Origin of the sequence: Halobaculum roseum (assembly GCF_019880245.1) — an archaeon.
Classification (GTDB): domain Archaea; phylum Halobacteriota; class Halobacteria; order Halobacteriales; family Haloferacaceae; genus Halobaculum; species Halobaculum roseum.
On the sequence record NZ_CP082286.1, the window covers coordinates 1,282,090 to 1,303,406 of the forward strand.

The following is a 21,317-nucleotide window of genomic DNA, read 5'->3' on the forward strand; positions in this document are numbered from 1 at the left end:
ATACGATGAGTCCAGTCACCTACCTCGTACCGTTGTTGGTGATCGGCGGAGCCACGGCCGCGACGATGCTGGCGGTGGTGTTGTGGCGTCGCAGCGTGAGCATCGGCGGCCCCGAGATCGTCGGGTTCGTCGGCCTCGCGGCCGGCGCGACCGTCTGGTCGTGGTCGTACGCCCTCCAGTTGCGCGCGGACTCCCTCGCGACGATCCTCGCGTACAACAACCTCCTGTGGATCGGGACCGGCGTCGTCGGGGCCGCCTGGCCCGTCTTCGCGTTCGCCGTCGCCGGCGACGAGCGATGGCTCACCAGACGACGGCTTCCCGTCGTCTCGGGAGTGCCGCTGGTGTTCGCCGGGTTGGCGATATCGAACCCGGCACACCGGTTGGTCTACGCGGACGTGTCGCTGGTCGTCGTCGGCGGGGTCACCCGGGCGAGCGTGACGCCGGGGATCGGCTTCGCGGTGTTCCTCGTGTGGTCGTACGGGCTGAACCTGTACGTGCTCTGGCGGCTGGTGGGAAGCGTCCGAGACTCGACCGGGAAGACCCGAGCCAGGCGGATCGCCGTCTTCGGGGCGGGGGTGCTGCCGACGGTCGCGGGGGCGGTGAGCATCTTCGTGATCCCCACGGACGGCCCGCCGATCGACTTCACGCCGGCCATGTTCGCGGTGACGACGGTGCTCACCGGCGTCGCGATCACGCGCTACCGGCTGCTCGACTCCGTCGCGGTCGCACAGGATCACATCGCCAACCACCTCGCGGATCCGGTGGTGATCGTCGACGGCGACGCGACGATCCGGGCGACGAACGAGGCGGCGACCCGGCTGTTCGCGGACGACCGCGTCGTCGGTCGATCGGTCGGGGACGTGTTCGGCGCGCACCCGGAACTCGTCGAGGCGGTCCGGACGCGCCCGCCGTCGGGGGAGTCGCCGGCCACCGTCACGATCGACTGGGAAACGCGTCGCCCCCGGCCGGAGGACCGCTCGTCCGACGCCGCTCCCCCCGACACGCCCGACCCCGGCGACGGGACCGTCGCGGTCGACCGGCGAACGTTCGCCGTCTCCGTCGGGTCGCTCGATCGAACCGACGCGACGGTGCTCGTGCTCCGGGACATCACCGACCGGCGCGCCGCCGAACGGCGAGTGACGGTTCTCAACCGCGTGTTGCGCCACGACCTCCGGAACGACATCTCCGTGATCGACGGCTACCTCGACCTCCTCGAACGGGAACTCGCGGACGCGGAGTCGGAGACGGTCACCGACGCGCTGGAGGTCCTGATCGCCAGGACCGAGGGGATGCTCGCCGTCACGGAACAGGCCGCGCTCGCCGAACGGATCGTCGACGGCGACCCGGAGGTCCGGCAGATCGACCTCGCGACGGTCGTTCGCTCCCGGTGTGAACAGGTCCGCGTTGAACACCCGGAGGTGCGACTGGAGACGACGATCCCCGAGGAGCCGGTGTCGGTGTCGGCCGTCGCGGTGTTCCCCTCCGTCGTCGACAACCTGATCGAGAACGCGATCGAACACTCCGGGCGGGAGCGGCCGTGGCTCGGCGTGTCGGTCGCCGTCGACCCGGATCGGTCGGTCGCGGAGGTACGCGTCGCCGACGACGGCCCCGGGATCCCCGCCGCCGACCGGGACGTGCTCGTCGGGATCGAGCCGTCCCTCGAGAACGCCAGCGGGCTCGGCCTGTGGCTGATCAACCGCATCACCCGCCTCTCCGGGGGCGACGTCGAGGTGACCGACAGGGAGCCCGAGGGGACCGTCGTCTCGTTGACCGTCCCCCTCGCCGAGGCGTCGGAGCCCCCCGCGGCCGTCCGGTCGACGTGACCTCGTGACTCAGCCGTCCGCTCCCGCCGGCGGCGCGGGCGCCGGCCCCGGTCCGGCCTCGTGGCGCGGCGAGTGGTGCGGCCACACGCGCCGGAGGTGCCCGCGGATCGCGCCGTCGACGAACGCCTCGTTGTCGAGGTTCGACGCGTGGCCCGCGTTCGGGACGACGAGCAGGGGCGCGTGTCCCACCAGCGACGCGAGACTGCGCATCTGTCGCCGGATGAACCCGGCGTCGTGCTCGCCGTACAGCGCAAGCGTCGGCACGTCGATCGCCGTGAGGTCAACCGCCGACCGGTCGAACGCCGCGAGCGCGCGGATCACCTTCGCGAACTCCGCGGTCGACATCGTCGGCCCCCGCTCGCGGATCGCCTCGATCCGGTCGTAGTCGCCGGCGACGCCCTCGCCGGAGACGCGCCGCTGGAGCCACACCATCGCCCGCTCGACGCGTTCGTAGCCGACCAGCCGCGCGGGCGGGATCGTCGCTCGGAGTAACTGCCGCTGGAGGCGCTCGCCGAGGGTGAGCGGCACCGGGCCGAACGTATCGGCGAGCACGAGTCCCGACGGTCCGTCGGGATGGCGCGCGGCGTACGTCATCGCGATACAACCGCCCATCGACAGCCCGCAGACCACGGGCCGGTCGAGATCGAGCGCGTCGATGAGCGCCGCGAGGTCGTCGGCGAAGAGATCGATGCTGTAGGTCCCGCGGTCGGAGCCGCCCGTTCGGCCGTGCCCGCGAACGTCGTACGCGACGACCGTGTACTCGTCGGCGAGCGCGTCGACCTGCGGGGCCCACTGGGTGTGATCGACGGCCGCACCGTGGACGAACACGACCGGCGGACCGTCCCCGCGGCGCTCGTAGTACGTCTCGATGTCGTTCGTCTCCACGGTTGGCATATCCGCTCGGTACGCGCCGGGCGAGGATAGCGGTTGCTCGGCTTCCGGGGGCGCGCGAAAACGGAAGATCGCGGACGAATAGTCGTGGACTGCGCCGTCAGTCCCGGCTCAGCACTCGCTCCACCCGCAACTTTCGCAGGTTTTGCAGCCCTCCGAGTAGTACAGCGTCATGCTGCCGCAGTCGGGACACTCGGGCGACTCGCCGTTGGCGATGAGTTCGTCGACCGCGTCGGTCGTCCGCTCGACGTCGCCGGCGTCCTCCGGGCCGGGTGCGCCGGTACCGGGCGAGTCCACGGCGGTGCCGCCGTCGGATTCGGGGGCGGGCGCGTCGGCGCCGGCGCCGACCTCGTCGAGGCTCGTCTGCTCGGGGTAGCCCTTCTCCACCTCGTCGTCGAGGTAGCGGCGCATCGCCGTGCCGATCGCGTCCGGGATGGACTGGATCTGCTCGCCCTTGTCCCAGGCGATCTTCGGGCTGCGGGTACCCTGGAGCTCGTCGACGATCTCCCGGGGGTCGACCCCCGAGCGAAGCGCCGTCGAGATGACCTTCGCCAGCGACTCCGTGAAGGAGTTCGTGAAGCCGCCGGAGTGGCCGATGTTGGCGAACAGCTCGAACGGCTCGCCGGTCTCGGGGTCCTCGTTGATGGTGATGTACATCTTCCCGTAGCCGGTCTCGATGAGCTGGGTGACCCCGCGCAGCGAGTCCGGCCGGGCGCGCTTCTCGGTGTAGTCGATGTGGACCGTCTTCTCGTCGGCCGCCTCCAGCAGGTCCGACACCTCCTCGTCGAGCGCGGCCTGCACGTCCTCGTTCTCGAGGAAGCCCTCGATGCCGCCGAAGACCTCGGAGATCTGCTCGACGAGCGTCTCGGCGGCCTCGCTCTCGTCGGCGAAGTCGGCGTTGTCCGCGCGCGTGGTGAGCACCTGCTTCGAGCGGGTGCCGTCGCGGTAGTAGGTGACGCCCTTGCCGCCGTGCTCGTAGATGTACTCGAAGACCTCCTGAGCGTCCTCCAGCGTGGAGTCGTTGGGCGCGTTCACCGTCTTCGAGATGGCCGAGTCGACGCCCGTCTGGCAGGCGACCTGCACGCCCGCGTGGTCCTTCGCTGTGAGGTCGCCCGTGACGACGAACAGCTCGCCGATGGCGTCCGGCACCGTCTCCAGGCCGTCGACGCCGTCGAACTCGTTGTTCGCCATCTGCGCTTGCGCCTCCTCCTTGACGGCGTCGACGTCGATGTCGTTCGCCTCCAGCGTGCGCAGGAAGTAGTCGTCGAACTCGACGAGCATCTCGTCGCCCTGCACGTCGTCGGAGACGTTCTTGTAGTAGGCGACGTTGTAGATGGGCTCACAGCCGCCGGTGGTGTTGCCCACCATCGACGTGGTGCCCGTCGGCGCGATGGTCGTCGTGTTGTGGTTGCGGATCGGGTAGCCGTCCGCCCAGTCGTGGGGGTCCTCGCCGACGTACTGCTCGAACCAGTCGGCGTAGCGGACGGGGTCGGCGTACTTCGAGTCCTCCCAGTCGTTGAACGAACCGCGCTCCTCGGCGAGTTCGTGGCTGGCGGCCTTCGACCCGTGGTTGATGTGGGTCATCAGCTCCTCGGCGATCAGGTTGCCCGTCTCGGAGCCGTAGCGGACGCCGAGCTGGATGTACAGCTGCGCGAGGCCCATGACGCCGAGGCCGATCTTGCGCATGTCGCGCACCTTCTCCTCGATCTTCGGCACCGGGAAGTCCGACATGGTGACGACGTTCTCGAGGAAGCGCGTCCCCATCTCGACGCGGTAGTCGAACTCCTCCCAGTCGATGGCGTCCTCGAGGAACGCCTCGACGGCGGCCTCCTCGCTCTCGTACTCGTCGCCGTGCTCCTCGACCCAGACGCGCCAGTCGGGCGCGTCGAGATCCGCGAGCGTCGAGAGGTTGATGTGGCCGAGGTTGCACGCCTCGTACTCCTCGAGGGGCTGCTCGCCGCAGGGGTTCGTCGCGAGGATGCGGTGGTCGGGGTGCTCCTCCACGTCGAAGCTGTGGAGCTTGTTCACCCGTTCGAGGTAGATGACGCCGGGCTCGCCGTTCTCGTGGGCGCCCTCGACGATGTGATCCCACAGGTCCGCGGCCGGCACCGACAGCTCCTCGCCGACCTCGACGTGCTCGCCGAGGCCGAACATCTCGTACAGCTCCTTCGTCTCTGGCGTCGCGACGTGGGGCTCCTCCGTGCGCGGGTTGGTGAACGTGAACTCCTCGCCGTTCTCCAGCGCCTCCATGAAGTCGTCGGTGACGCCGACGGAGATGTTGAAGTTCGAGAGGTGGCCCTCGACGGCGTTTCGGAGGTGCTTGGGCACCTTCCCGTCGTCGTCGATGAGCTCGCGCGCCTCGTCGAGCGCGTCCGCGAACGAGGTGTGCGTGAAGTCGTCGGGGTCGTTCAGGCGGAGGGTGTTCGCGAGGCTGACGTCCTTGTTCTTCGCGTGGATGAACTGGATCACGTCCGGGTGCGAGACGCGCATGACGCCCATCTGGGCGCCGCGGCGGGCGCCGCCCTGTGCGATCGTCTCGCACATCTGGTCGAACGTGCGCATGAACGTGATCGGCCCGGAGGCGATGCCGCCGGTGGAGCCGACCGCGTCGCCGTACGGGCGGAGCTTCCAGAACGCGTACCCCATCCCGCCGCCGGACTGGAACACCTGCGCGGCCTCCTTGGCGGTCTGGTGGATGTCGTCGATGTCGTCGGCGGGGGAATCGACGAAGCAGGCGGAGAGCTGCTGGAGCTCGTCGCCGGCGTTCATCAGCGTCGGCGAGTTCGGCATGAACGAGAGCCGCTCCATCAGCTCCTGGAACTCGTCGGCCGTCTCCTCGACGTGCGTGCGTACGTCGTCGGGAAGCTCGGGGACGACCGTCTCGTAGGCGAACTTGTTGACGTTGTAGACGGTCAGCTCGGTCTCGGCGTCCTCGTCGTCGGCGGTGACGCCCTTGCCGAAGACCTCATCGGCGAGTTCGTCGCGCCGGGGGTGGTCGGGCTTGAGCTGGTCGGGCGTGACGGTGACGGGCTCGTCGGCCTCGTACACCGCCTCCGCGAGCGCGACGTTGCGGCCGACGCGCTCGAACAGCTCCTCCTGCGTCTCGGTGGGCTCGCCGTCCGCGTTCTTGCGGAGGTAGCGGGCCGGGAGGATGTTGTCGTAGGCGTTGGACGTGAGCCGCTCCTCCAGCGTCTCACCCTCGGTTCGTTTGATCGGCAGTTCGAGCTCGTCGGCGTCGAGGTCGGCGCGACTCATGCGTCGCGTCCCTCCCCGTCGGCGCCGGCGGATCGACAGACTTCGGTGTGAATATCGTGGCGTTCCATTGTGTTCTCGGACGGACGTTCGGTACCGGACCCACGCTGATAAACGGCGTGGGTTCCGGTAGGCTTGTGTTAATTCAATCCTATTTGACGTAGGCGTGCCTTACCGGTGTGAGCCTGAACGCGTCTGATCGGGTCCGTATCAGCGTTGTACGAGCAGCAGTATAAGGATGTTCAGAGCGGAGTGAAAGTGGTCAACGATCGGAGCGGACCGCGGAACCAACGGACGGAACCGGGTCGCACGATCGTGCCGGTGCACGGACGTGCGCATCGAGGGGGACTCGTGACGCGTCGGCGTTGCCGGCACGGTTCGTTCCGCTCCGCCGACATGCGGGGGAAAGGGATACCACGGTCGGGCGAGAAGGGCGGGCCATGCTCGCCGCCGAGACCCTCGCGCTCGCCGCCGCGACCGCGCTCCTTCAGCTCCCCGGACCGCTCGACTCGACGCTCGGAACCGCCTTCCTCGCGCTGGTCGGCTTCCTCGTCGTCCTGTTCGTCGGCCGGATCGTCCTCAGCATCGCCTGGCGGCTGGCGCTGATCGCGGCCTTCGCCGTCGGCGTGTTCCTCGTCGTGACGACGTACCTGGTGTGAGCGGTCGGTCGCCCCCGACCCGCCGTCACCGACGGCGTTCGCGTCGGTCGCCTCGACCACCCCGGCCACGACCGCTGCCGACGACACGCAAGCGGTAAGCCCCCGGCGCGACCAGTCACGACCGACAGATGCTCCTCACGCTCGAAGGCCTCGACGGGAGCGGGAAGACCACCGCCTGGGAGGCCCTCCGGCCGGCGTACCCCGACGCGACGTTCACCCGCGAGCCGACCGACTCGTGGTACGGCGACGCCGTCCGGCGGTCGCTCGGCGACGACGACACCGACCCCCTGGCGGACCTGTTCTGCTTCGTCGCCGACCACGCCGACCACCTCTCGCGGGTCGTTCGCCCGGCGCTGTCCGACGGGGACCTGGTGATCTCCGACCGGTACACCGACTCGCGGTACGCCTACCAGGCCGCCACCCTGGCCGACACAGACCTCGAGCGGCCGCTCGAGTACATCCGCGGCGTCCACGGCGCGTTCACCCGCGAGCCGGACGCCACCATCTACCTCGACGTGGATCCGGAGACCGCGGCCGCGCGCGCCGGCGCGACCGACAAGTACGAGCGCGTCTCGTTCCTCTCGGAGGTGCAGTCGAACTACGAGCGCCTGATCGACGCCGAGCCCGAGCGGTTCGTTCGCGTCGACGCCGGCCGCTCCCCGGAGGAGGTACTCGACGCCGTCGAGGACAGCGTCGAACGGCTCGTCGAGGCGCACCGCGAGCGCTGACCGGACGCCACCCTCCCGGCCGTCGCCGACGCGGCCGTTGACGGCGTCGCAGCCGACCGATCCGATCGCCGGCACCGTCCGCACTTATTCGCCGCGAGCCCGTTGGGAGCGTATGCGCCGCGCCGTCCTCGCGTTCGTCGTCGCCGTCGCGGTCCTCCTCGCCGGCTGCGGCGCCGGACCCGGCGACGGCGGCGCCAGAACGGTGAACCCCGCGCTCGCGAACACGCCGACCGCGTCGCCGACGCCGACGCCCGCGCCGGAGTACCCGCCCGGCGTCGGCGACGACGGCGTCGACGCCCGGGTCCTCGCGGGCAACCACGACAGCGCGCTCGATCGGGTGAACTCGACGGTTCTGATCGACCGAACCGTCGTCGGGGCGAACGGGACGACGGTCTCGGCGACGGATATCCGCATCGAGTCGGCCGGTTCCCGGGTCCACTACCGCGTGAATCAAACGGGCGGCCTGCCCGCGCAGTTCGTCTCGCCGTTCCCCACCTTCGAGTTCTGGACCGACGGGAACGTGACGGTGACCCGGGCGGTCGACGCGTCCGGGAACGTCACGCTGCGGCGGATCACCGGGCAGCCGCCGACGATCGCCGACGCGGACGACACCGGCGAGGACTCCGTGTTCGGCCGGTTCGTCGGGACGAACGCGCGCCTCGTCGGCACGACGACCGTCGACGGCGAGGAGGCGTACGTCGTCCGGGCCGACCACGACGCCCTCGATCGCCGCGGCGGGCCGCCGATGCGGGACTACCGGCTGAACGCGACCGTCACCGAGGCGGGGGTGGTGTTGGCGTACGACCTCACGTTCACCGCGACCTACGAGACCGAGGACGGCGGAACGCTCGTCGCGACGACGACCGAACGGTTCCGGACGACGGTCGGCGGGTCGGCGGCGTCGCCGCCGCCGTGGGTCCGCGACTCGAACGCGTCGACGGCCGGCGGGGCCGACACCGCCGACGGGGAGAGCGAGCCGACGGACGCCGCGTGGACGGCGTCGGGCGGCTGAGCCCTACTCCGCCGCCGGGAGGTCGTACTCGTCGGGCGGGGGAACGTACAGCAGGTCGATCGTGAACCCGAGCGTCAGGGGGACGCCCACGAACACCGCGAGGAACAGCCCCGCGGCGCCCTCGAACAGCGGCGGGATCACCGACCCCTGGATCAACCCGAGGATCAACAGCACCACCGGCGAGACGAGCATCGTGTACGTCACCCACCCCCACTGCGTCTTCAGCCGGATGCGGAAGAAGCGCGAGAGCACCGCGACGACGAGCGTGTTCACCGCGAGCGCGACGACGGTGAGCACGAGCGCGAGCGCAGAGACCATACCCCGCCTTGGGGTCGGGCGGTCTTTGGCCTGTCGGGGGCGGCGAGTTGCCGCCGGCCGAACGGGACGCCGCCGTCCCGCCGCAATTTATGCCGGATGCCGCGGCAGGTGCGGCCATGAGCGACGACGTGACGCGGATCGTCGGCGAGCGCGACCTCGCCGACACCCGCTTCGACGCCGAGGACGCCCGCGCGGCCCTGCGCGACATCGTCCGGACGCGACGCTTCGACGAGCGCGCGCTCGCCCTCCAGCGGCGCGGGTGGATGAGCGGCTACCCCCCGTTCGAGGGCCAGGAGGCCGCGCAGGTCGGCGCCGCCCACGCGATGGCGGCCGAGGACCACCTGTTCCCCACCTACCGCTCGAACGCCCTCCAGATCGCCCGCGGCGTCCCCATGAGCGACATCCTCCTGTTCAGGCGGGGGTTCCCGGAGTACCACTCCGACCACGAGATCCCCGTCTTCCCGCAGGCGGTCCCCATCGCCAGCCAGATCCCGCACGCCGCCGGCGCGGGGATGGCCGCGACCTACGCCGACGAGGACTGGGCCGCGCTCGTGTGTTTCGGCGACGGCGCCACCAGCGAGGGCGACTTCCACGAGGGGCTGAACTTCGCGGGCGTGTTCGACGCCCCGACGGTCTTCTTCTGTGAGAACAACGGCTGGGCCATCTCGCTGCCGGAGGCGCGCCAGACCGCCAGCGAGTCGATCGCGGTCAAGGCCGACGCGTACGGCATCGAGGGGGTACAGGTCGACGGCAACGACCCCCTCGCCACGCGCGCGGTCGTCGAGGACGCGCTGGCGAGCGCCCGCGACGGCGACCCGGTGCTGGTGGAGGCGCTGACGTACCGCCGGGGCGCCCACACCACCGCCGACGACCCGAGCCAGTACCGCGACAGCGACCCGGACCTGCCGGCGTGGCGCCTGCGCGACCCGCTCGACCGGTTCGCCGAGTGGTGCCGCGAGCAGGGGATCGTCGACGACGGCTTCGTCGACGGGGTCGCCGAGGAGGCGAACGAGGAACTCGCCGAGGCCGTCGAGACCGCCGAGTCCGTGCCCCGGCCGGAGCCGGAGGAGCTGTTCGACTCGCTGTACGAGGAGTTGCCCGCGGACGTGCGACGACAGCGCGAGGCCGCACGCGCCGTCGCCGACGAACACCCTGAGACGTACGAGTTGGACCGGTAGCTCCGCGCGGTTCGGCCGCTCCCTCCGCCGGAGTTCGTCGCTACTCCGTCATCGACACGTACGTCCGCGTGTCGGTGACGCCGTCGACGCCGCGGACCGCGTCGGCGACGGTGTCGAGCACGGTGTACATGTCGGGCGCGTCGACCTCCGCGACCACGTCGAAGTCGCCGGCGACGACGTGCGCCTCCGTCACGGTCTCGATCCCCGAGACCGTGTCGGCGACGCCCCCGGTGTCCGCGTCCCCGCTCACCTTCACCATCACGAACGCGTGAACCATAGTGTGTCAACATCTACCACAGTCAAAAACCTTCCTGCACGCCGGAGGTAGCGTTATAGTCTCCCATGACAATCAGTGGCACATGCGTTTCATCGTCATCGGATCGGGTCGCGTCGGACTGCGCACCGCGCGCGTGCTCCGCGAGGAGGGCCACGACGTGACCATCGTCGAGCGCGACGCGGATCGGGCGGACCGAGCCCGGGCCGACGGCTTCAGCGTCGTCGAGGGCGACGGCGCCCGCGAGGAGGTGTTGGCGAAGGCGGCCGTCGAGCGCGCGGACGCCGTCGGCGCGCTGACCGGCGATCTGAACGTCAACTTCGCGGCGTGCATGATCGCCAAGCACCACGGCTGCCGGACCGTGATGCGCATCGACGAGGACTACCGCGAGGAGATCTACCAGAAGTACGCCGACGAGGTCGACGAGATCATCTACCCCGAGCGGCTGGGCGCCATCGGGGCGAAGAACGCGCTGCTGGGCGGCAACATCCGCGCGATCGCCGACATCGCCGAGCACCTCCAGGTGCTGTTGGTCACGATCACCGAGGAGTCGCCGATGCGCGGGTACACGCTCTCTGAGGTCGAGCTCCCCGCCAACGCGCGGCTGTTGGCGTTCGGCAAGCGCGACGAGCCGATGGGCATCCCGCTGCCCGACGACTCGCTGGAGGAGGGCGACCGGGTCGCCGTCCTCGCGGACTTCGGCGTGCTCGACGACGTGCGCCAGCTGCTCGTCGGCGACGACGCCGGCGAGACGCTTGCCTCGGCCGCGAGGACGGGGGGTGGTTCCTGAATGGTCGTCGCGTACGTGATGGTGAAGGCCGCCTCCGGCGACGCCGACCGCATCCGCGAGTCGATACGCGAGCTCGAGGGCGTCACGGAGGCCCACATCGTCGCCGGCGACATGGACTTCGTCGTCAAGGTCGACGTGGCGGACCCGACCGAGGTGAAGCGCGTCGCCGCCGACGGGATCCAGGGGATCTCGGGCGTCGAGGACACGCGGACGTACATCGCGATGAGCTGAGCGCCGAACCGGGACCGGAACCGAGACTGAGACCCGGACGCGGGGCGACCTCGGTTCGCCGCCCTCCTCGGTTCCGTCTCAGAAGGCGCCGCTTCCCTCGTCGCCGCCGGCTGCGCGCGCGCGTCCGATGAGCCCCGTCACCGGCTCGCCGTACTCGTAGCCCGGGATCACACCCTGGACGTACGTCCCCTCCACGAAGTCGACGATCGCGACCGCGTCGTTCAGTCCGCGGCGCTCGTTCACGTCCCTGATCGACTCGGCGACGGCGACCTCGTCGCCGCGGCGCTCGACCGTCGGGTCGAGGTCGTGGCCGGCGGCGGTCACGTCGCCGACGGCCGCGATCCGGCGTTCGAAGGTGTCGAGCCAGCCGTCCTCGACGACGGCCGCCACGTCGTCCTCGGCGACCGCCGAGAGGGTCGGCACGGACACCGTCACGTCGAACTCGACGCGGCCGTCCTCGGCCTCCGCGACCGCGAGCGCGGCGTCGAACGGCGTGGACGTGATCGCGAGCGTTCCGTCGGGGGCGTCCGCGTCGACGGCGTCGTGGTCGCGGGCCGCGCGGCGGACGCGTCCGGGGAGGGCGTTGTCGTCGACGCCGTCGGCGTCGGTGTCGGCGTCCGCGCTGTCGGCGTCGGCGCGGGCGGTATCGTCGGTGTCGCTCATGCCAGTCGAGAGGGTCGGCGGTCGGATAAACGGCGCGCTCGCGGGAGCGCGTCTGCGTCCCGCGAGCGCGTCGACGCCGGCCGATCATCGCCTCGGCCGTAGCGCGCGCCGGCTGCACCACGGCCGTCGCCATCGGCGGCAGTCGACGCCGGCGAACCGGGGGCTTTAGCCCGCCGAACCGAACCCCGAGGCATGGCCGACACCTTCCACGACACCGACGCGCTCGTCGCGGCGCTGTCGGACGCCGACTTCGACCGCCCGCCCGCGCTCGTCGCCAACGCGCACATCACCGGGGTGAGCGTCGCCCGCGCGCTCTCGGCCCACGGCGTGCCCGTGATCGCCGTGGATCGCACCGACTCGGGGCTCGCGCCGCCCTCCGACGCCGTCGACTACGCCGGGCAGGTCACCTACCCGCTGGACGACGCCGACGGCTTCCGGGCGGACGTGGAGCGCATCGCCGACGCCCTCGAGTTCGAGCCGGTCGCGTTCGCCTGCATGGACGAGTGGGTCCGCGGGTTCGCCGAGACCGAGCCCGCGGGCGTCCGCCTGCCGTTCTCGGATCTCGCCGGCGTCGAGCGCGTGCTCGACAAGGCGAACCTCTACGCGCTGTGCGAGGCCCTCGGGGTGCCGTACCCCGAGACGTACGAGGTCGGCGAGCACGGGATCGACGAGATCGTCGGGACGCTGGCGTTCCCGTTCGTCGTCAAGCCCGCACACAAGCGGAAGTTCGAGGAGGCGTTCGGGACGAACGTCATCGAGGTCGCCGACCGCGGGGAGTTCGAGGAGGTCGTCGCGGGGGCCCGCGAGCACGACGCGACCGTGCTCGCCCAGGAGAAGGTGAACACCGAGGCGGGCCGTGACACCTCGCTCGCGAGCTACATGCCACCCGAATCGGCCGAGCGCGACCCGCTCGCCGTCGTCGGCAACGCCGCGGTGCGGTACCCAGAGTTCGGCACCTCCTGTCTGGTCGAGCGCGTCGAGGAGCCGTCCGTCCGCGAGCACGCGCTCGCGGTGCTGGAGGAGACCGGGTACCACGGCATCAGCGAGTCGGAGTTCGTGTACGACGCCGACCGCGAGGAGTACGTGCTGCTCGACGTGAACACGCGGCCGTGGAAGTGGATCTCGATGCCCGTCGCCGCCGGCGCGAACCTCCCGATGGCCGCCTACGCCGACGCCGTCGACGGCGTCGAGTACGAGGCCGACGCGGCCGGCGGCGGGCCCCGCGACGCCCGGTGGGTGTACCTCCCGGACTACGTGCAGCGGTGTCTCACCGACGCGGCGTTCTGGGACGTGCTCTCCGAGGACGACTGGGCGAGCCTCGTCTCCGGCGGCTTCGAGCGCGAGGGCGACCTGACGACCGGGGTCTACCGCCCGAGCGACCCGGCGCCCGCCGTGAAATATCTGACCGGCGAGTTCACCGACCGGGAGTACTACTGCTCCTGTTGAGGCCGCGAAGGCGGTGACTCCCCGGTGGCGCGTGCCGGCGGACCTCAGTGTCCGCCGGATGCGCGCGAGGGATAAGCGACCCGGGCGCGGCGTCGCCGCGCCCGGGTGAGCGAATCGGCTGGGGAGGTCGTGGCTGCGGTGCGGTTGCGGCGGGCGAGATCCGAAAAGGGGCCGCGGATCGATTCCGCCGATCGGGTCTGCAACGCGGATCAGTCCGTCTTCAGGAACGTCGCCTCGCCGTCCTGATGGACGGTGATCCGGTACGACTCGTAGGTGAACTCGACCTGCATCTGTGCTCGCGGCGACGGCGGCGTGGAGAAGACGTGATCGAGCACGCCGTCGACGCACTCGTAGATGGTCGACAGGTCGGTCGGCTCCTTCCCCTCGATCTCCTGGACGATCCCGGCGATCTCCGCCCCCGGGTTCTCCACGTCCGTGTCGAGTTCGCGATGGATGATCTGAGACTCGGAGTCGTCGGTCACGCGAGGGATTTCAGTACCCGGAGTAATAGGCATGGCTGCGATACAGTCGACCGATCGCCGGACTGCATCGGATCGATCGCCACATTCAGCCACGCGACGGCCAGTCCTCCGGAAGTGGTATCTACACGATCGCACGTGGAAGCCGGACGGTCCGTCGGATCCCGGCGACGGCTGCGGTCCGGCGCCGACGCGCGTCAGATCAGCCGCAGCCGCGCCGTCCAGAACTCCGAGAACGCCTCCTCCAGCGCCGCCTCCGGCTTCCCGGTCGCGTCGCTCCCCGCGGTGTGATCCGCGTGCTCCGCCAGCCGCTTCACGATCCCCGACTCGCCGACCAGCACCACGCGGTTCAGATCCGCCGGCAACGCCGACAGCGCCGCCTCACACTCCTCCAGGTGCTCGTCGATCTGCTCCTCGCGGAGGCGCTCGTAGCGCGCCTGCGAGAAGCCGCCCTTGTCGTGCTCGTCCATCACGTCCGTCCGGACCGTCTCCAGGTCGACGCGCTCGTCGCCCTCGTACACGCCGACCGCGAAGGTGTCCGAGCGCGCCAGCCCGAACGCGAACCGCCCCGTCGGCCGGAACCACCCCTCCTCGACCCGAAAGCCCGCCGACCACTCGCAGAAGGGCTCCGGGTCCAGCGCCGGCGCGAGCGCGCACGACACCAGCCCGGCGTCGTCGACGTACACGAGCGTCGGGGCCGCCCGGCGCGCCAAGGACGCGCGATCGCCGAGCGCCGCCGACACCGCGTCGGGCACGTCGCCGTCGTCGGCGACGAACGCCGACAGCGCCCCCTCCGGGCCGGTCTCCACGCTCCGCAGGCGCGAGAGCACCTCGTCGCGGCGGTCGGGCCGCAGCGTCTCGATGTCGCGGAAGTCGACGCTCGCGTCGGCGTCGGCCTCCCGCTGCTCGGCGCGCTCCAGGCGGTCCTCAAGCTCCGTGATCCGCGTTTCCAGCTCGTTGACGCGCTTTTCGGCCTCCTGACGCTTCCGGGCGGCCTCGGCGCGCCGCTCCTCCTCGGCCTCCATGTGCGCGACGGCGTCGTCGCGTTCCCCCTCCAGCTCGGCGATGCGCTCCTTCAGGCGCCTCCTGCCGAGGAGTCGATCGATCATACGCGAGTCGGCGAGCCCCCGGGGCAAAAACGGTACGGGGATCGGCCGGCGACGCCGGCGATTGCCGTCCAGCCCCGGACGGCGTCGCTACGCGTCGCGGAACACCGCCGGCCGCGACCCGCCTCAGGCGTACTCCGCGGGGTCGCCGGTGTCGCCCTCCCACCCGGTGAAGCGGAGCAGGTCGCCGGCGCGCTCGGCGTTCGCGAGGAACACCTCGCTGCGGCCCGGCAGGCGGAACTTGAGGTCCTCCGGCACGGCGGCTTCCGGCAGCGCGAGCGTCCCGGAGGGAACGTCCTCGTCGCCGACGACCGGGAAGTGCTTCGTCCCGACCTTCATCACGAGCGGGTTGTCGAGTCGGGTGATCCCCTCCTCGTCCGCATACAGCTGTTCGTTCACGCGCTCGTGATCCGCCCGCTTGATCGCCGCCGCGCCGTCGCTGTCGCTGGGCTGCACGTACAGCTCGCCCAGGTAGTAGCCGTGTGAGAACCGTTCGAACATGCGGTACATCCGATACGCGGTCGTTCAGAGTGATAAACGTTAGCACGAACCATTAAGTCGGACCGCATTTCGGAGGACGCCGATTCCCGTCGGGCGAAAATCGGACGGCTCCGAGGACTGCCACGGCGGTCCGCTCGCGAGTCGGCGGCGCCCGCCGACACCGACGCCTTGAGGGGGGCCGCCCCGAAGCGTCGGGTATGTCCGACTTCCAGCGGTTCGGTCTCGGTACGTACCAGCTCACCGGCCCGCAGTGCGTCGAGAGCGTCCGGACGGCCGTCGAGGCCGGCTACGACGCGATCGACACCGCACAGATGTACGGGAACGAGGCGCTCGTCCGCGAGGGGATCGAGGCCGCCGGCGCCGACCCCGAGGACCTCTTCGTCGCGACGAAGCTCCAGTCGGAGAATCTGAGCTACGACGACGCCTACGACACCGCCCACGAGTCCGCCGCGCGCCTCGGCGTCGACGCCATCGACCTGCTGTACGTCCACTGGCCGATCAACAGCTACGACGCCGAGGAGACGGCGCGCGCGCTGAACGACCTCGTCGCGGAGGGCACCGTCGACCGCGTCGGCCTCTCGAACTTCCGGCCCGACCAACTGGACGAAGCACGCGAACACCTCGACGTGGACCTGTTCGCCCACCAGGTCGAGTGCCACCCGATGCTCCAACAGGAGGAGCTTCGGGAGTACGCCCGCGAGGACGGCCACTGGCTCGTCGCCTACTGTCCCATCGCGCGCAATCAGGTCGCCGACATCGACGAGATCGTCGAGATCGCGGAGGCCCACGACGCCACGCCCGCGCAGGTGTCGATCGCGTGGCTGCTCGCCCACGACGAGCTCGCCGCGATCCCGAAGGCGACGAGCGAGGCGCACATCCGCGACAACCTCGCGGCGACGGAGCTGGAGCTGACCGACGAGGAGGTCGCGACCATCGACGGCCTCTCCGAGGAACACCGCATCGTCGACTTCGAGGAGGCGCCCTGGAACCGGGTCGACGCCTGAGCCGCCGCCCCGACCGCTCCACATCCGTCATCGACCCCTGTCGTCGACGCAGCAGAGTCCGTCCGCCTCCGAGTTTTACTTTCACTCCGGACAAGGCAGATAGTTAACCCCGAGCGGCGGCATCGTTCGGATACGATGCGAGAAACCTCCAACGGAGACGACGAACGCGACGATCCCGTCGGGCCGGCGTCCCGGCAGGTGTTGGCGGTCGCGGTGGTGTTCGCGGTGCTCGGCGGCGCGCTCGTGCGGTTCGCGACCGTCGAGCCGCCGCCGGGAACCGTGTGGGCGGCGCTGTCGGTGGTCGTCGTCGCCGCGGCGGTCACGCTGTTCGGCGGCGACGCGGTTCGCACGGCGCTGCGAGTGCTTGGACGGTGACCGACGGAGAACCAACCGACTGCCGGAGGTCGAGGCGACGGCTACCCGGTGTTCTTCATCCCGGCCGCGATCCCCTTCACCGTCAGGCGGAGCGCGCGTTCCTCCGCCTCGGTCAGGTGGGTGCGCGAGAGCAGGTCCACCTGCAGGAGGTTCAGCGGGTCGACGTAGGGGTTGCGGCGCTGGAGGCTCTCGCGGAGCCACTCGCGACCGATCAGCTCCTCGCGCCCGGTGATCTCCCGGACCAGTTCGACGGCGCGCTCGTACTCCGCTTCGATCCGCGGGAAGAACTCCTCGCGGAGGTGCTCGGGCGCGAGGTCGGCGTACTCGGCGGCGATCTCCAGCTCCGTGCGCGCCAGCGACAGCGCGACGTGGTCGACCGTCGTCCGGAAGAACGGCCACTCCTCGTACATCTCCCGGAGGGTATCGAGGTCGCCGCCGTCCTCCAGGTAGGTGTCCAGTCCGGAGGCGGTCGAGAACCAGCCGGGGAGGATGGCGCGGCTCTGAGTCCACGAGAACACCCACGGGATCGCGCGCAGGTCCTCGACCGTCCGCTCGCCCGACCGCGAGGCCGGCCGCGACCCCATGTTGAGGTCCTCGATGACGGTGATCGGCGTCGCCGTCTCGAAGAACTCGACGAAGCCGTCGGTCTCCAGCAGGTCCTGGTAGGCGTCCCGGGCGCCCTCGCCGGCGGCGTCCATCGCCGCCTCCCACTCCTCACGCACGTCGGGCGCGGTGCCCTGCAGCGCGCGCAGGCGGGCGCGAACCTGCGCGTCGAGCATCTGTTCCAACTCGCGCTCGGCGACCCGGGGGTTGGCGAACTTCTCGGCGATGGCCTCGCCCTGCTCGGTGAACTTGATCTCGCCGGTCGCGGTCTCCGGCGGCAACGCGAGCATCGCCTCGTTCATCGGGCCGCCGCCGCGGGAGATGGAGCCGCCGCGGCCGTGGAACAGCCGCAGCTCGACGCCCAGGTCGTCGGCGACCTCCGCGAGCCTGCGGGCGTTCTGCTGGAGGTCCCACGCCGCCGCCAACGGCCCGTTCTCCTTGTTGGAGTCGGAGTAGCCGAGCATCACCTCCTGGAGGTTCCCTCGCTCCTCCAGCGCGGCGCCGTACGCGTCGTTGTTGACGAGCGTGTCGAAGATGTCGCGGGCGTTCGCGAGCGCCGACGCCGTCTCCAGCAGCGGCACCACGTCGAGCCCGCAGTGGTCCGGGAGGTCGACGACGCCGGCGAGGTCCGCGAGGTACAGCACCTCCAGCACGTGGGAGGGCTCCTCGGTCATCGAGATGCAGTAGGCGTCGATCGCCTCCTCGCCGTACTCCCGGTGCCAGTCGGCCAGCGCGCGGAACCGGTCGCAGACGCGCTCGCTGGTCTCGGAGAACTCCTCGCCGGGGTCGAGGCTGCCGACGGCGTCGTCGACGACCGATTCGGTGAGGACGGCGACGCGCTCGTCCTCGTCCATCGCCTCGTAGTCGAGGCCCTCGCGCGCGAGCACGTCCGCGACCGTCTCGGTGTGGTTCTCCTGATGGTCGCGCAGGTCCAGCGCCGCCAGCGAGAAGCCGAACGTCTCGACGCGCCGAACCAGCGGGTCGACGCGCTCTGCGGCGGTCGTCTCGTGGCCGTTCGCGCGCAGGTCCCCCGCGAGCGCCCGCAACGAGGCGACGAGGTCGTCGGGGTCGTCGTAGCCGCCGGGACGGAGGTCGTCGACGCGCTCGACGCGGGCGCGGACGACGGTGACGGCGCGGCGGTACGGCTCCTCGGGGTAGCGCTCGTCGGCGTCGGCGGCGACCGCCGGCACCGCCTCGCGGTCGGCGGCGACGCGCGCCTCGAACTCGTCGGTGTGGTCGAGGCGCTCGCCCTCCTGGCTGAGCGCGCCCAGCACGTCGGTCAGGGCGTCGACGTAGCGGTCGAGTACCGCCTCGCGTTGAGACTCCAGCGTCTCGCTCGTCACCTCGGGCGTGACGAACGGGTTGCCGTCGCGGTCGGAGCCGGCCCACGAGCGGAAGTCGAGCGTGCCGGCCGCGTCGGCCGCGTCGCTGGCGTCCAGGTCCGGGTGCGCCTCGACCACGCGGTCGGTCAGCGCGGCCTCGGCCTCGGCGGCCACGTCGAACAGCGTGTTCTCCAGGTACCAGCGCACGTCGCGCGCCTCGTCCGTCGGGGTTGGGCGCCGCGGGCGGACCTGCCGCGTCGACCACAGCGTCTCGACCTCCGACTCCAGGTCGCGGTCCAACTCGTCGAACTCGCCGTCGGTGAGGCGGCGTTCGTCCAGGTCACGGAGGATCTCCGCGACCCGTCGGAGCTTCGCCTTCACCGTCTTCCGGCGCGCCTCCGTCGGGTGAGCGGTGAACGTCGGGACGACGCGGACGTCCTCCAGTACCTGCTGGGCGGTGTCGGCGTCGACCTCGGCGAGCGCCTCGGCGGTGCGGTCGAGGCCGTCGCCCAGATCGCCCTCCGCGCGGCCGCGGCGGACCGCCCGGACGCGTTCGCGCTCCTCGGCGACGTTGACGAGTTCGAAGTACGCCGCGTACGCCCGCGCGACCGTCCGGGTCGTCTCCGAGTCCAGCCCCGACAGCCGCTCGCGAACCGGGTCGCGCGACGGGGCGTCGCCACGGCGGTAGTCGATGGAGGCGCGACGGACCTCCTCGACGGTGTCGAACGCCTCCCTCGACGTCTGCCGCTCGAGTACCTCGCCCAGCAGCGCGGCCAGCTCGCGGATGTCGCGACCGACATCCCGCGCATCGAATGACATACACTCGCATGCACGGGGATGAGGGACAACCCTCCCGATAGGGGGCAATATTGCGGGAAATTCCTTCACGATCGAGTAAATCGAACTGGCGACCGGCCGGCGCGCCGCTCGACGGCACGCGAGTCGAATCCCGCCGGGCGTGGCTGTACCGCCCGACGGGGATGGACACGGAACCGGCGACTCGGGTCGGGGTGACGCGGTCGCCAACAGACCGGTTCCGTGGACGCGTCAAGAAGCTCGCTATGAGGGATGTGGAGCGCTCCGGACGGCTCCGTTCTGCACCCGTCCGGAACGGAATCGCGGCCGCGAAGCCACGGCGTGTCGCCGGGGAGGGCATCCCCCCGGTCGGCGCGCGACAGAATCGACGGGAGACGGCCGGGTTCACCCTTTCGTCAGGCTTTTGCGTGGCGCCTCCCGAGAGGGAGCTATGAGCGCAGACGACGACAAGTACCCCGGCGAGTCCGGCCGTCGCCGGTTCGTCAAGGGCGTCGTGGGCGGAGCGGCCCTCGCGGGCGTCGGGGCCACCGGGTCGGCTGCCGTCAACAGCCTCACCACCTCCCCGGGACGCGGCGGGGGTGCCACCGAGGCGATGGCGATCGAGAACACCGCGGGGCCGGCGCCGCGCGGCATGCCGCAGGTCCCCATCGAGATCCAAAGCGACGGGACGATCCAGGGCGTCTGGCCGGAGGTGAGCCAGGAGACGGTGCAGGGCCAGACCATCAACGTCGCCGAGATGGATCTGGGCGGCAAGACGTACTCCTCGGAGTGGTTCCAGTACTGCGGCGTCGAGACGTATCAGGGCATCCAGCCGACCTACGAGTCGGACAACGTCTTCTACGTCGGCGGCGCCCCCGGCTTCGAGTGGCAGAACGAGCTCGAACCCGGCACCGCCCTCAACATCAGCATGTTCGACGACTACGAGACGTGGGGCAACGGGGTCGGCGTCGACGGCATCGGCAAGCCCGGCACCGCCAACTGGCGCTCCCAGGACACCGAGGACACGATCCCGGTGAACGTCCTCCGGTCGACGATCATCGAGCAGCTCGCGGAGAACGGGCAGGCGCCCGCCCCGGACCAGAGGGAGCCGTACACCGTCACCTCGGACGTCCAGCAGTGGCTCCAGGCGTCGACCTCCCAGGGCGTCATCGCGTGGCTCAACAAGTGTACCCACTTCTGTTGCGTGCCCGGCTTCAAGGCCGAGGGCGGCACGAAGTTCAACGCCTCCAACGAGGTGTACTGTCCGTGTCACCAGTCGGTGTACGAGCCGTTCAGCATCGTCCCGACGCTGTTCACCGCGCGCCCGCGCCCCGACGAGTAGACGCGCGCCGACCCGCACCCGACCGCTTTTCCTCGCCGCCCGCGACGACCCGCCCGTGAGCGACGACACCCCCGACACGACCGACGGCGACGACCCCCGCAGCGGCGACCCCGACGGGGACGCGTCCGACAGCGACGCGCCCGCGGACCGGACGTTCGAGCGCGAACTGGCGACCGCTCGCGCCCTCCTCGAGGACGCCGACGACCTCACCGCGCTCCACGTCGGCGTGGTCCGCGGCGACCGCGTGGACACCACGACCGCCCGCCGCAGCGAGGGCGAGCAGGCGGGACTGGAGACGCTGGCGCTGCTTGCCTCCCACCTCCGCACGGTCGCGAACGAAGCCGGCGTCGACGTCGAGACCGTCGCCGGCGACGCCGCCAGCCTCGCGAACGAGGTCGAGGAGTTCCCGACGGACCCGACCGCGGTCCGCGACGATGACGGCGACGGCGACCGCGACGGCGACGACGCGGAGTAGATCGCGACCGACGGTCCGCGTTCGAGACCGACAGCCGCGCTCGACCGCCA

The 21,317-nt window shown here is 70.8% G+C and carries 21 protein-coding genes; 12 read left to right on the plus strand and 9 right to left on the minus strand.

Going from position 1 to position 21,317, the window contains the following annotated elements:
• Nucleotides 1–5: 5 nt before the first annotated feature.
• Nucleotides 6–1,823 (plus strand): histidine kinase N-terminal 7TM domain-containing protein, encoded by a 1,818-nt coding sequence (locus K6T36_RS06475; RefSeq protein ID WP_222923124.1) that lies wholly within the window; start codon nt 6–8, stop codon nt 1,821–1,823.
• 9 nt (nt 1,824–1,832) lie between these two features.
• On the opposite strand, the gene K6T36_RS06480 is transcribed toward K6T36_RS06475, so the two are convergent.
• Entirely contained in the window at nt 1,833–2,717 is an 885-nt protein-coding gene (locus tag K6T36_RS06480) for an alpha/beta fold hydrolase (RefSeq protein WP_222923125.1), read from the minus strand.
• 108 nt (nt 2,718–2,825) lie between these two features.
• Complete coding sequence (locus K6T36_RS06485; RefSeq protein ID WP_222923126.1) at nt 2,826–5,969, minus strand: adenosylcobalamin-dependent ribonucleoside-diphosphate reductase; 3,144 nt, start codon at nt 5,967–5,969, stop codon at nt 2,826–2,828.
• 437 nt (nt 5,970–6,406) lie between these two features.
• Here K6T36_RS06485 and K6T36_RS06490 point away from each other — a divergent pair, with 437 nt between their 5' ends.
• The 3 genes from K6T36_RS06490 (at nt 6,407) to K6T36_RS06500 (ending at nt 8,365) form a co-directional block, all read left to right on the plus strand.
• Nucleotides 6,407–6,625 carry a DUF8029 family protein gene (locus K6T36_RS06490; RefSeq protein WP_222923127.1) on the plus strand — a complete coding sequence of 73 codons (219 nt, stop codon included), beginning with the start codon at nt 6,407–6,409 and terminating at the stop codon, nt 6,623–6,625.
• A 128-nt stretch (nt 6,626–6,753) separates the two neighbouring features.
• Nucleotides 6,754–7,353 carry a dTMP kinase gene (tmk, locus tag K6T36_RS06495; protein WP_222923128.1) on the plus strand — a complete coding sequence of 200 codons (600 nt, stop codon included), beginning with the start codon at nt 6,754–6,756 and terminating at the stop codon, nt 7,351–7,353.
• Nucleotides 7,354–7,465: 112 nt separating this feature from the next.
• A complete protein-coding gene (locus K6T36_RS06500; protein ID WP_222923129.1) occupies nt 7,466–8,365 on the plus strand; it encodes a hypothetical protein in 900 nt (299 codons plus the stop codon).
• A gap of 3 nt (nt 8,366–8,368) precedes the next feature.
• Here K6T36_RS06500 and K6T36_RS06505 read toward each other — a convergent pair whose 3' ends face one another.
• Complete coding sequence (locus K6T36_RS06505) at nt 8,369–8,683, minus strand: DUF7991 family protein (protein ID WP_222923130.1); 315 nt, start codon at nt 8,681–8,683, stop codon at nt 8,369–8,371.
• A 116-nt stretch (nt 8,684–8,799) separates the two neighbouring features.
• Here K6T36_RS06505 and K6T36_RS06510 point away from each other — a divergent pair, with 116 nt between their 5' ends.
• Nucleotides 8,800–9,861: a thiamine pyrophosphate-dependent enzyme gene (locus K6T36_RS06510; protein ID WP_390182322.1), complete on the plus strand. Its 1,062-nt coding sequence runs from the start codon at nt 8,800–8,802 to the stop codon at nt 9,859–9,861.
• Between the two features lie 40 nt (nt 9,862–9,901).
• Here the strand turns inward: K6T36_RS06510 and K6T36_RS06515 are convergent, their stop codons facing one another.
• Complete coding sequence (locus K6T36_RS06515; protein WP_222608627.1) at nt 9,902–10,138, minus strand: Lrp/AsnC family transcriptional regulator; 237 nt, start codon at nt 10,136–10,138, stop codon at nt 9,902–9,904.
• 82 nt (nt 10,139–10,220) lie between these two features.
• Between K6T36_RS06515 and K6T36_RS06520 the strand changes: the two genes are divergently transcribed.
• Together K6T36_RS06520 and K6T36_RS06525 are read left to right on the plus strand one after the other, a co-directional pair.
• A complete protein-coding gene (locus K6T36_RS06520) occupies nt 10,221–10,925 on the plus strand; it encodes a potassium channel family protein (protein ID WP_222923131.1) in 705 nt (234 codons plus the stop codon).
• Nucleotides 10,926–11,156: an Lrp/AsnC family transcriptional regulator gene (locus K6T36_RS06525; RefSeq protein WP_222923132.1), complete on the plus strand. Its 231-nt coding sequence runs from the start codon at nt 10,926–10,928 to the stop codon at nt 11,154–11,156.
• Nucleotides 11,157–11,234: 78 nt separating this feature from the next.
• Here the strand turns inward: K6T36_RS06525 and K6T36_RS06530 are convergent, their stop codons facing one another.
• Entirely contained in the window at nt 11,235–11,819 is a 585-nt protein-coding gene (locus K6T36_RS06530; RefSeq protein ID WP_222608630.1) for a DUF5813 family protein, read from the minus strand.
• A 192-nt stretch (nt 11,820–12,011) separates the two neighbouring features.
• Between K6T36_RS06530 and K6T36_RS06535 the strand changes: the two genes are divergently transcribed.
• Entirely contained in the window at nt 12,012–13,265 is a 1,254-nt protein-coding gene (locus tag K6T36_RS06535; RefSeq protein WP_222923133.1) for a carboxylate--amine ligase, read from the plus strand.
• A 209-nt stretch (nt 13,266–13,474) separates the two neighbouring features.
• On the opposite strand, the gene K6T36_RS06540 is transcribed toward K6T36_RS06535, so the two are convergent.
• From K6T36_RS06540 to K6T36_RS06550, 3 genes are all read right to left on the minus strand, one after another.
• Nucleotides 13,475–13,747, minus strand: coding sequence for a HalOD1 output domain-containing protein (locus K6T36_RS06540; protein WP_225935196.1), 273 nt, complete (start codon nt 13,745–13,747; stop codon nt 13,475–13,477).
• Nucleotides 13,748–13,941: 194 nt separating this feature from the next.
• Nucleotides 13,942–14,853, minus strand: coding sequence for a Vms1/Ankzf1 family peptidyl-tRNA hydrolase (locus K6T36_RS06545; RefSeq protein WP_222923135.1), 912 nt, complete (start codon nt 14,851–14,853; stop codon nt 13,942–13,944).
• Nucleotides 14,854–14,976: 123 nt separating this feature from the next.
• The gene (locus tag K6T36_RS06550; protein WP_222923136.1) at nt 14,977–15,351 is read right to left on the minus strand and encodes a DUF5802 family protein; all 375 of its coding nucleotides are present in this window, start codon (nt 15,349–15,351) and stop codon (nt 14,977–14,979) included.
• Between the two features lie 197 nt (nt 15,352–15,548).
• Between K6T36_RS06550 and K6T36_RS06555 the strand changes: the two genes are divergently transcribed.
• Both K6T36_RS06555 and K6T36_RS06560 read left to right on the plus strand, forming a co-directional pair.
• Nucleotides 15,549–16,355 (plus strand): aldo/keto reductase, encoded by an 807-nt coding sequence (locus tag K6T36_RS06555; protein WP_222923137.1) that lies wholly within the window; start codon nt 15,549–15,551, stop codon nt 16,353–16,355.
• Between the two features lie 135 nt (nt 16,356–16,490).
• Nucleotides 16,491–16,730 (plus strand): hypothetical protein, encoded by a 240-nt coding sequence (locus tag K6T36_RS06560; RefSeq protein ID WP_222923138.1) that lies wholly within the window; start codon nt 16,491–16,493, stop codon nt 16,728–16,730.
• Between the two features lie 41 nt (nt 16,731–16,771).
• Here the strand turns inward: K6T36_RS06560 and ppc are convergent, their stop codons facing one another.
• Nucleotides 16,772–19,474 carry a phosphoenolpyruvate carboxylase gene (ppc, locus tag K6T36_RS06565; RefSeq protein ID WP_222923139.1) on the minus strand — a complete coding sequence of 901 codons (2,703 nt, stop codon included), beginning with the start codon at nt 19,472–19,474 and terminating at the stop codon, nt 16,772–16,774.
• Between the two features lie 427 nt (nt 19,475–19,901).
• Between ppc and K6T36_RS06570 the strand changes: the two genes are divergently transcribed.
• Both K6T36_RS06570 and K6T36_RS06575 read left to right on the plus strand, forming a co-directional pair.
• A complete protein-coding gene (locus K6T36_RS06570) occupies nt 19,902–20,792 on the plus strand; it encodes a Rieske (2Fe-2S) protein (RefSeq protein ID WP_222923140.1) in 891 nt (296 codons plus the stop codon).
• Nucleotides 20,793–20,847: 55 nt separating this feature from the next.
• A complete protein-coding gene (locus K6T36_RS06575) occupies nt 20,848–21,267 on the plus strand; it encodes a DUF8113 family protein (protein WP_390182321.1) in 420 nt (139 codons plus the stop codon).
• The last annotated feature ends 50 nt before the right edge of the window (nt 21,268–21,317 follow it).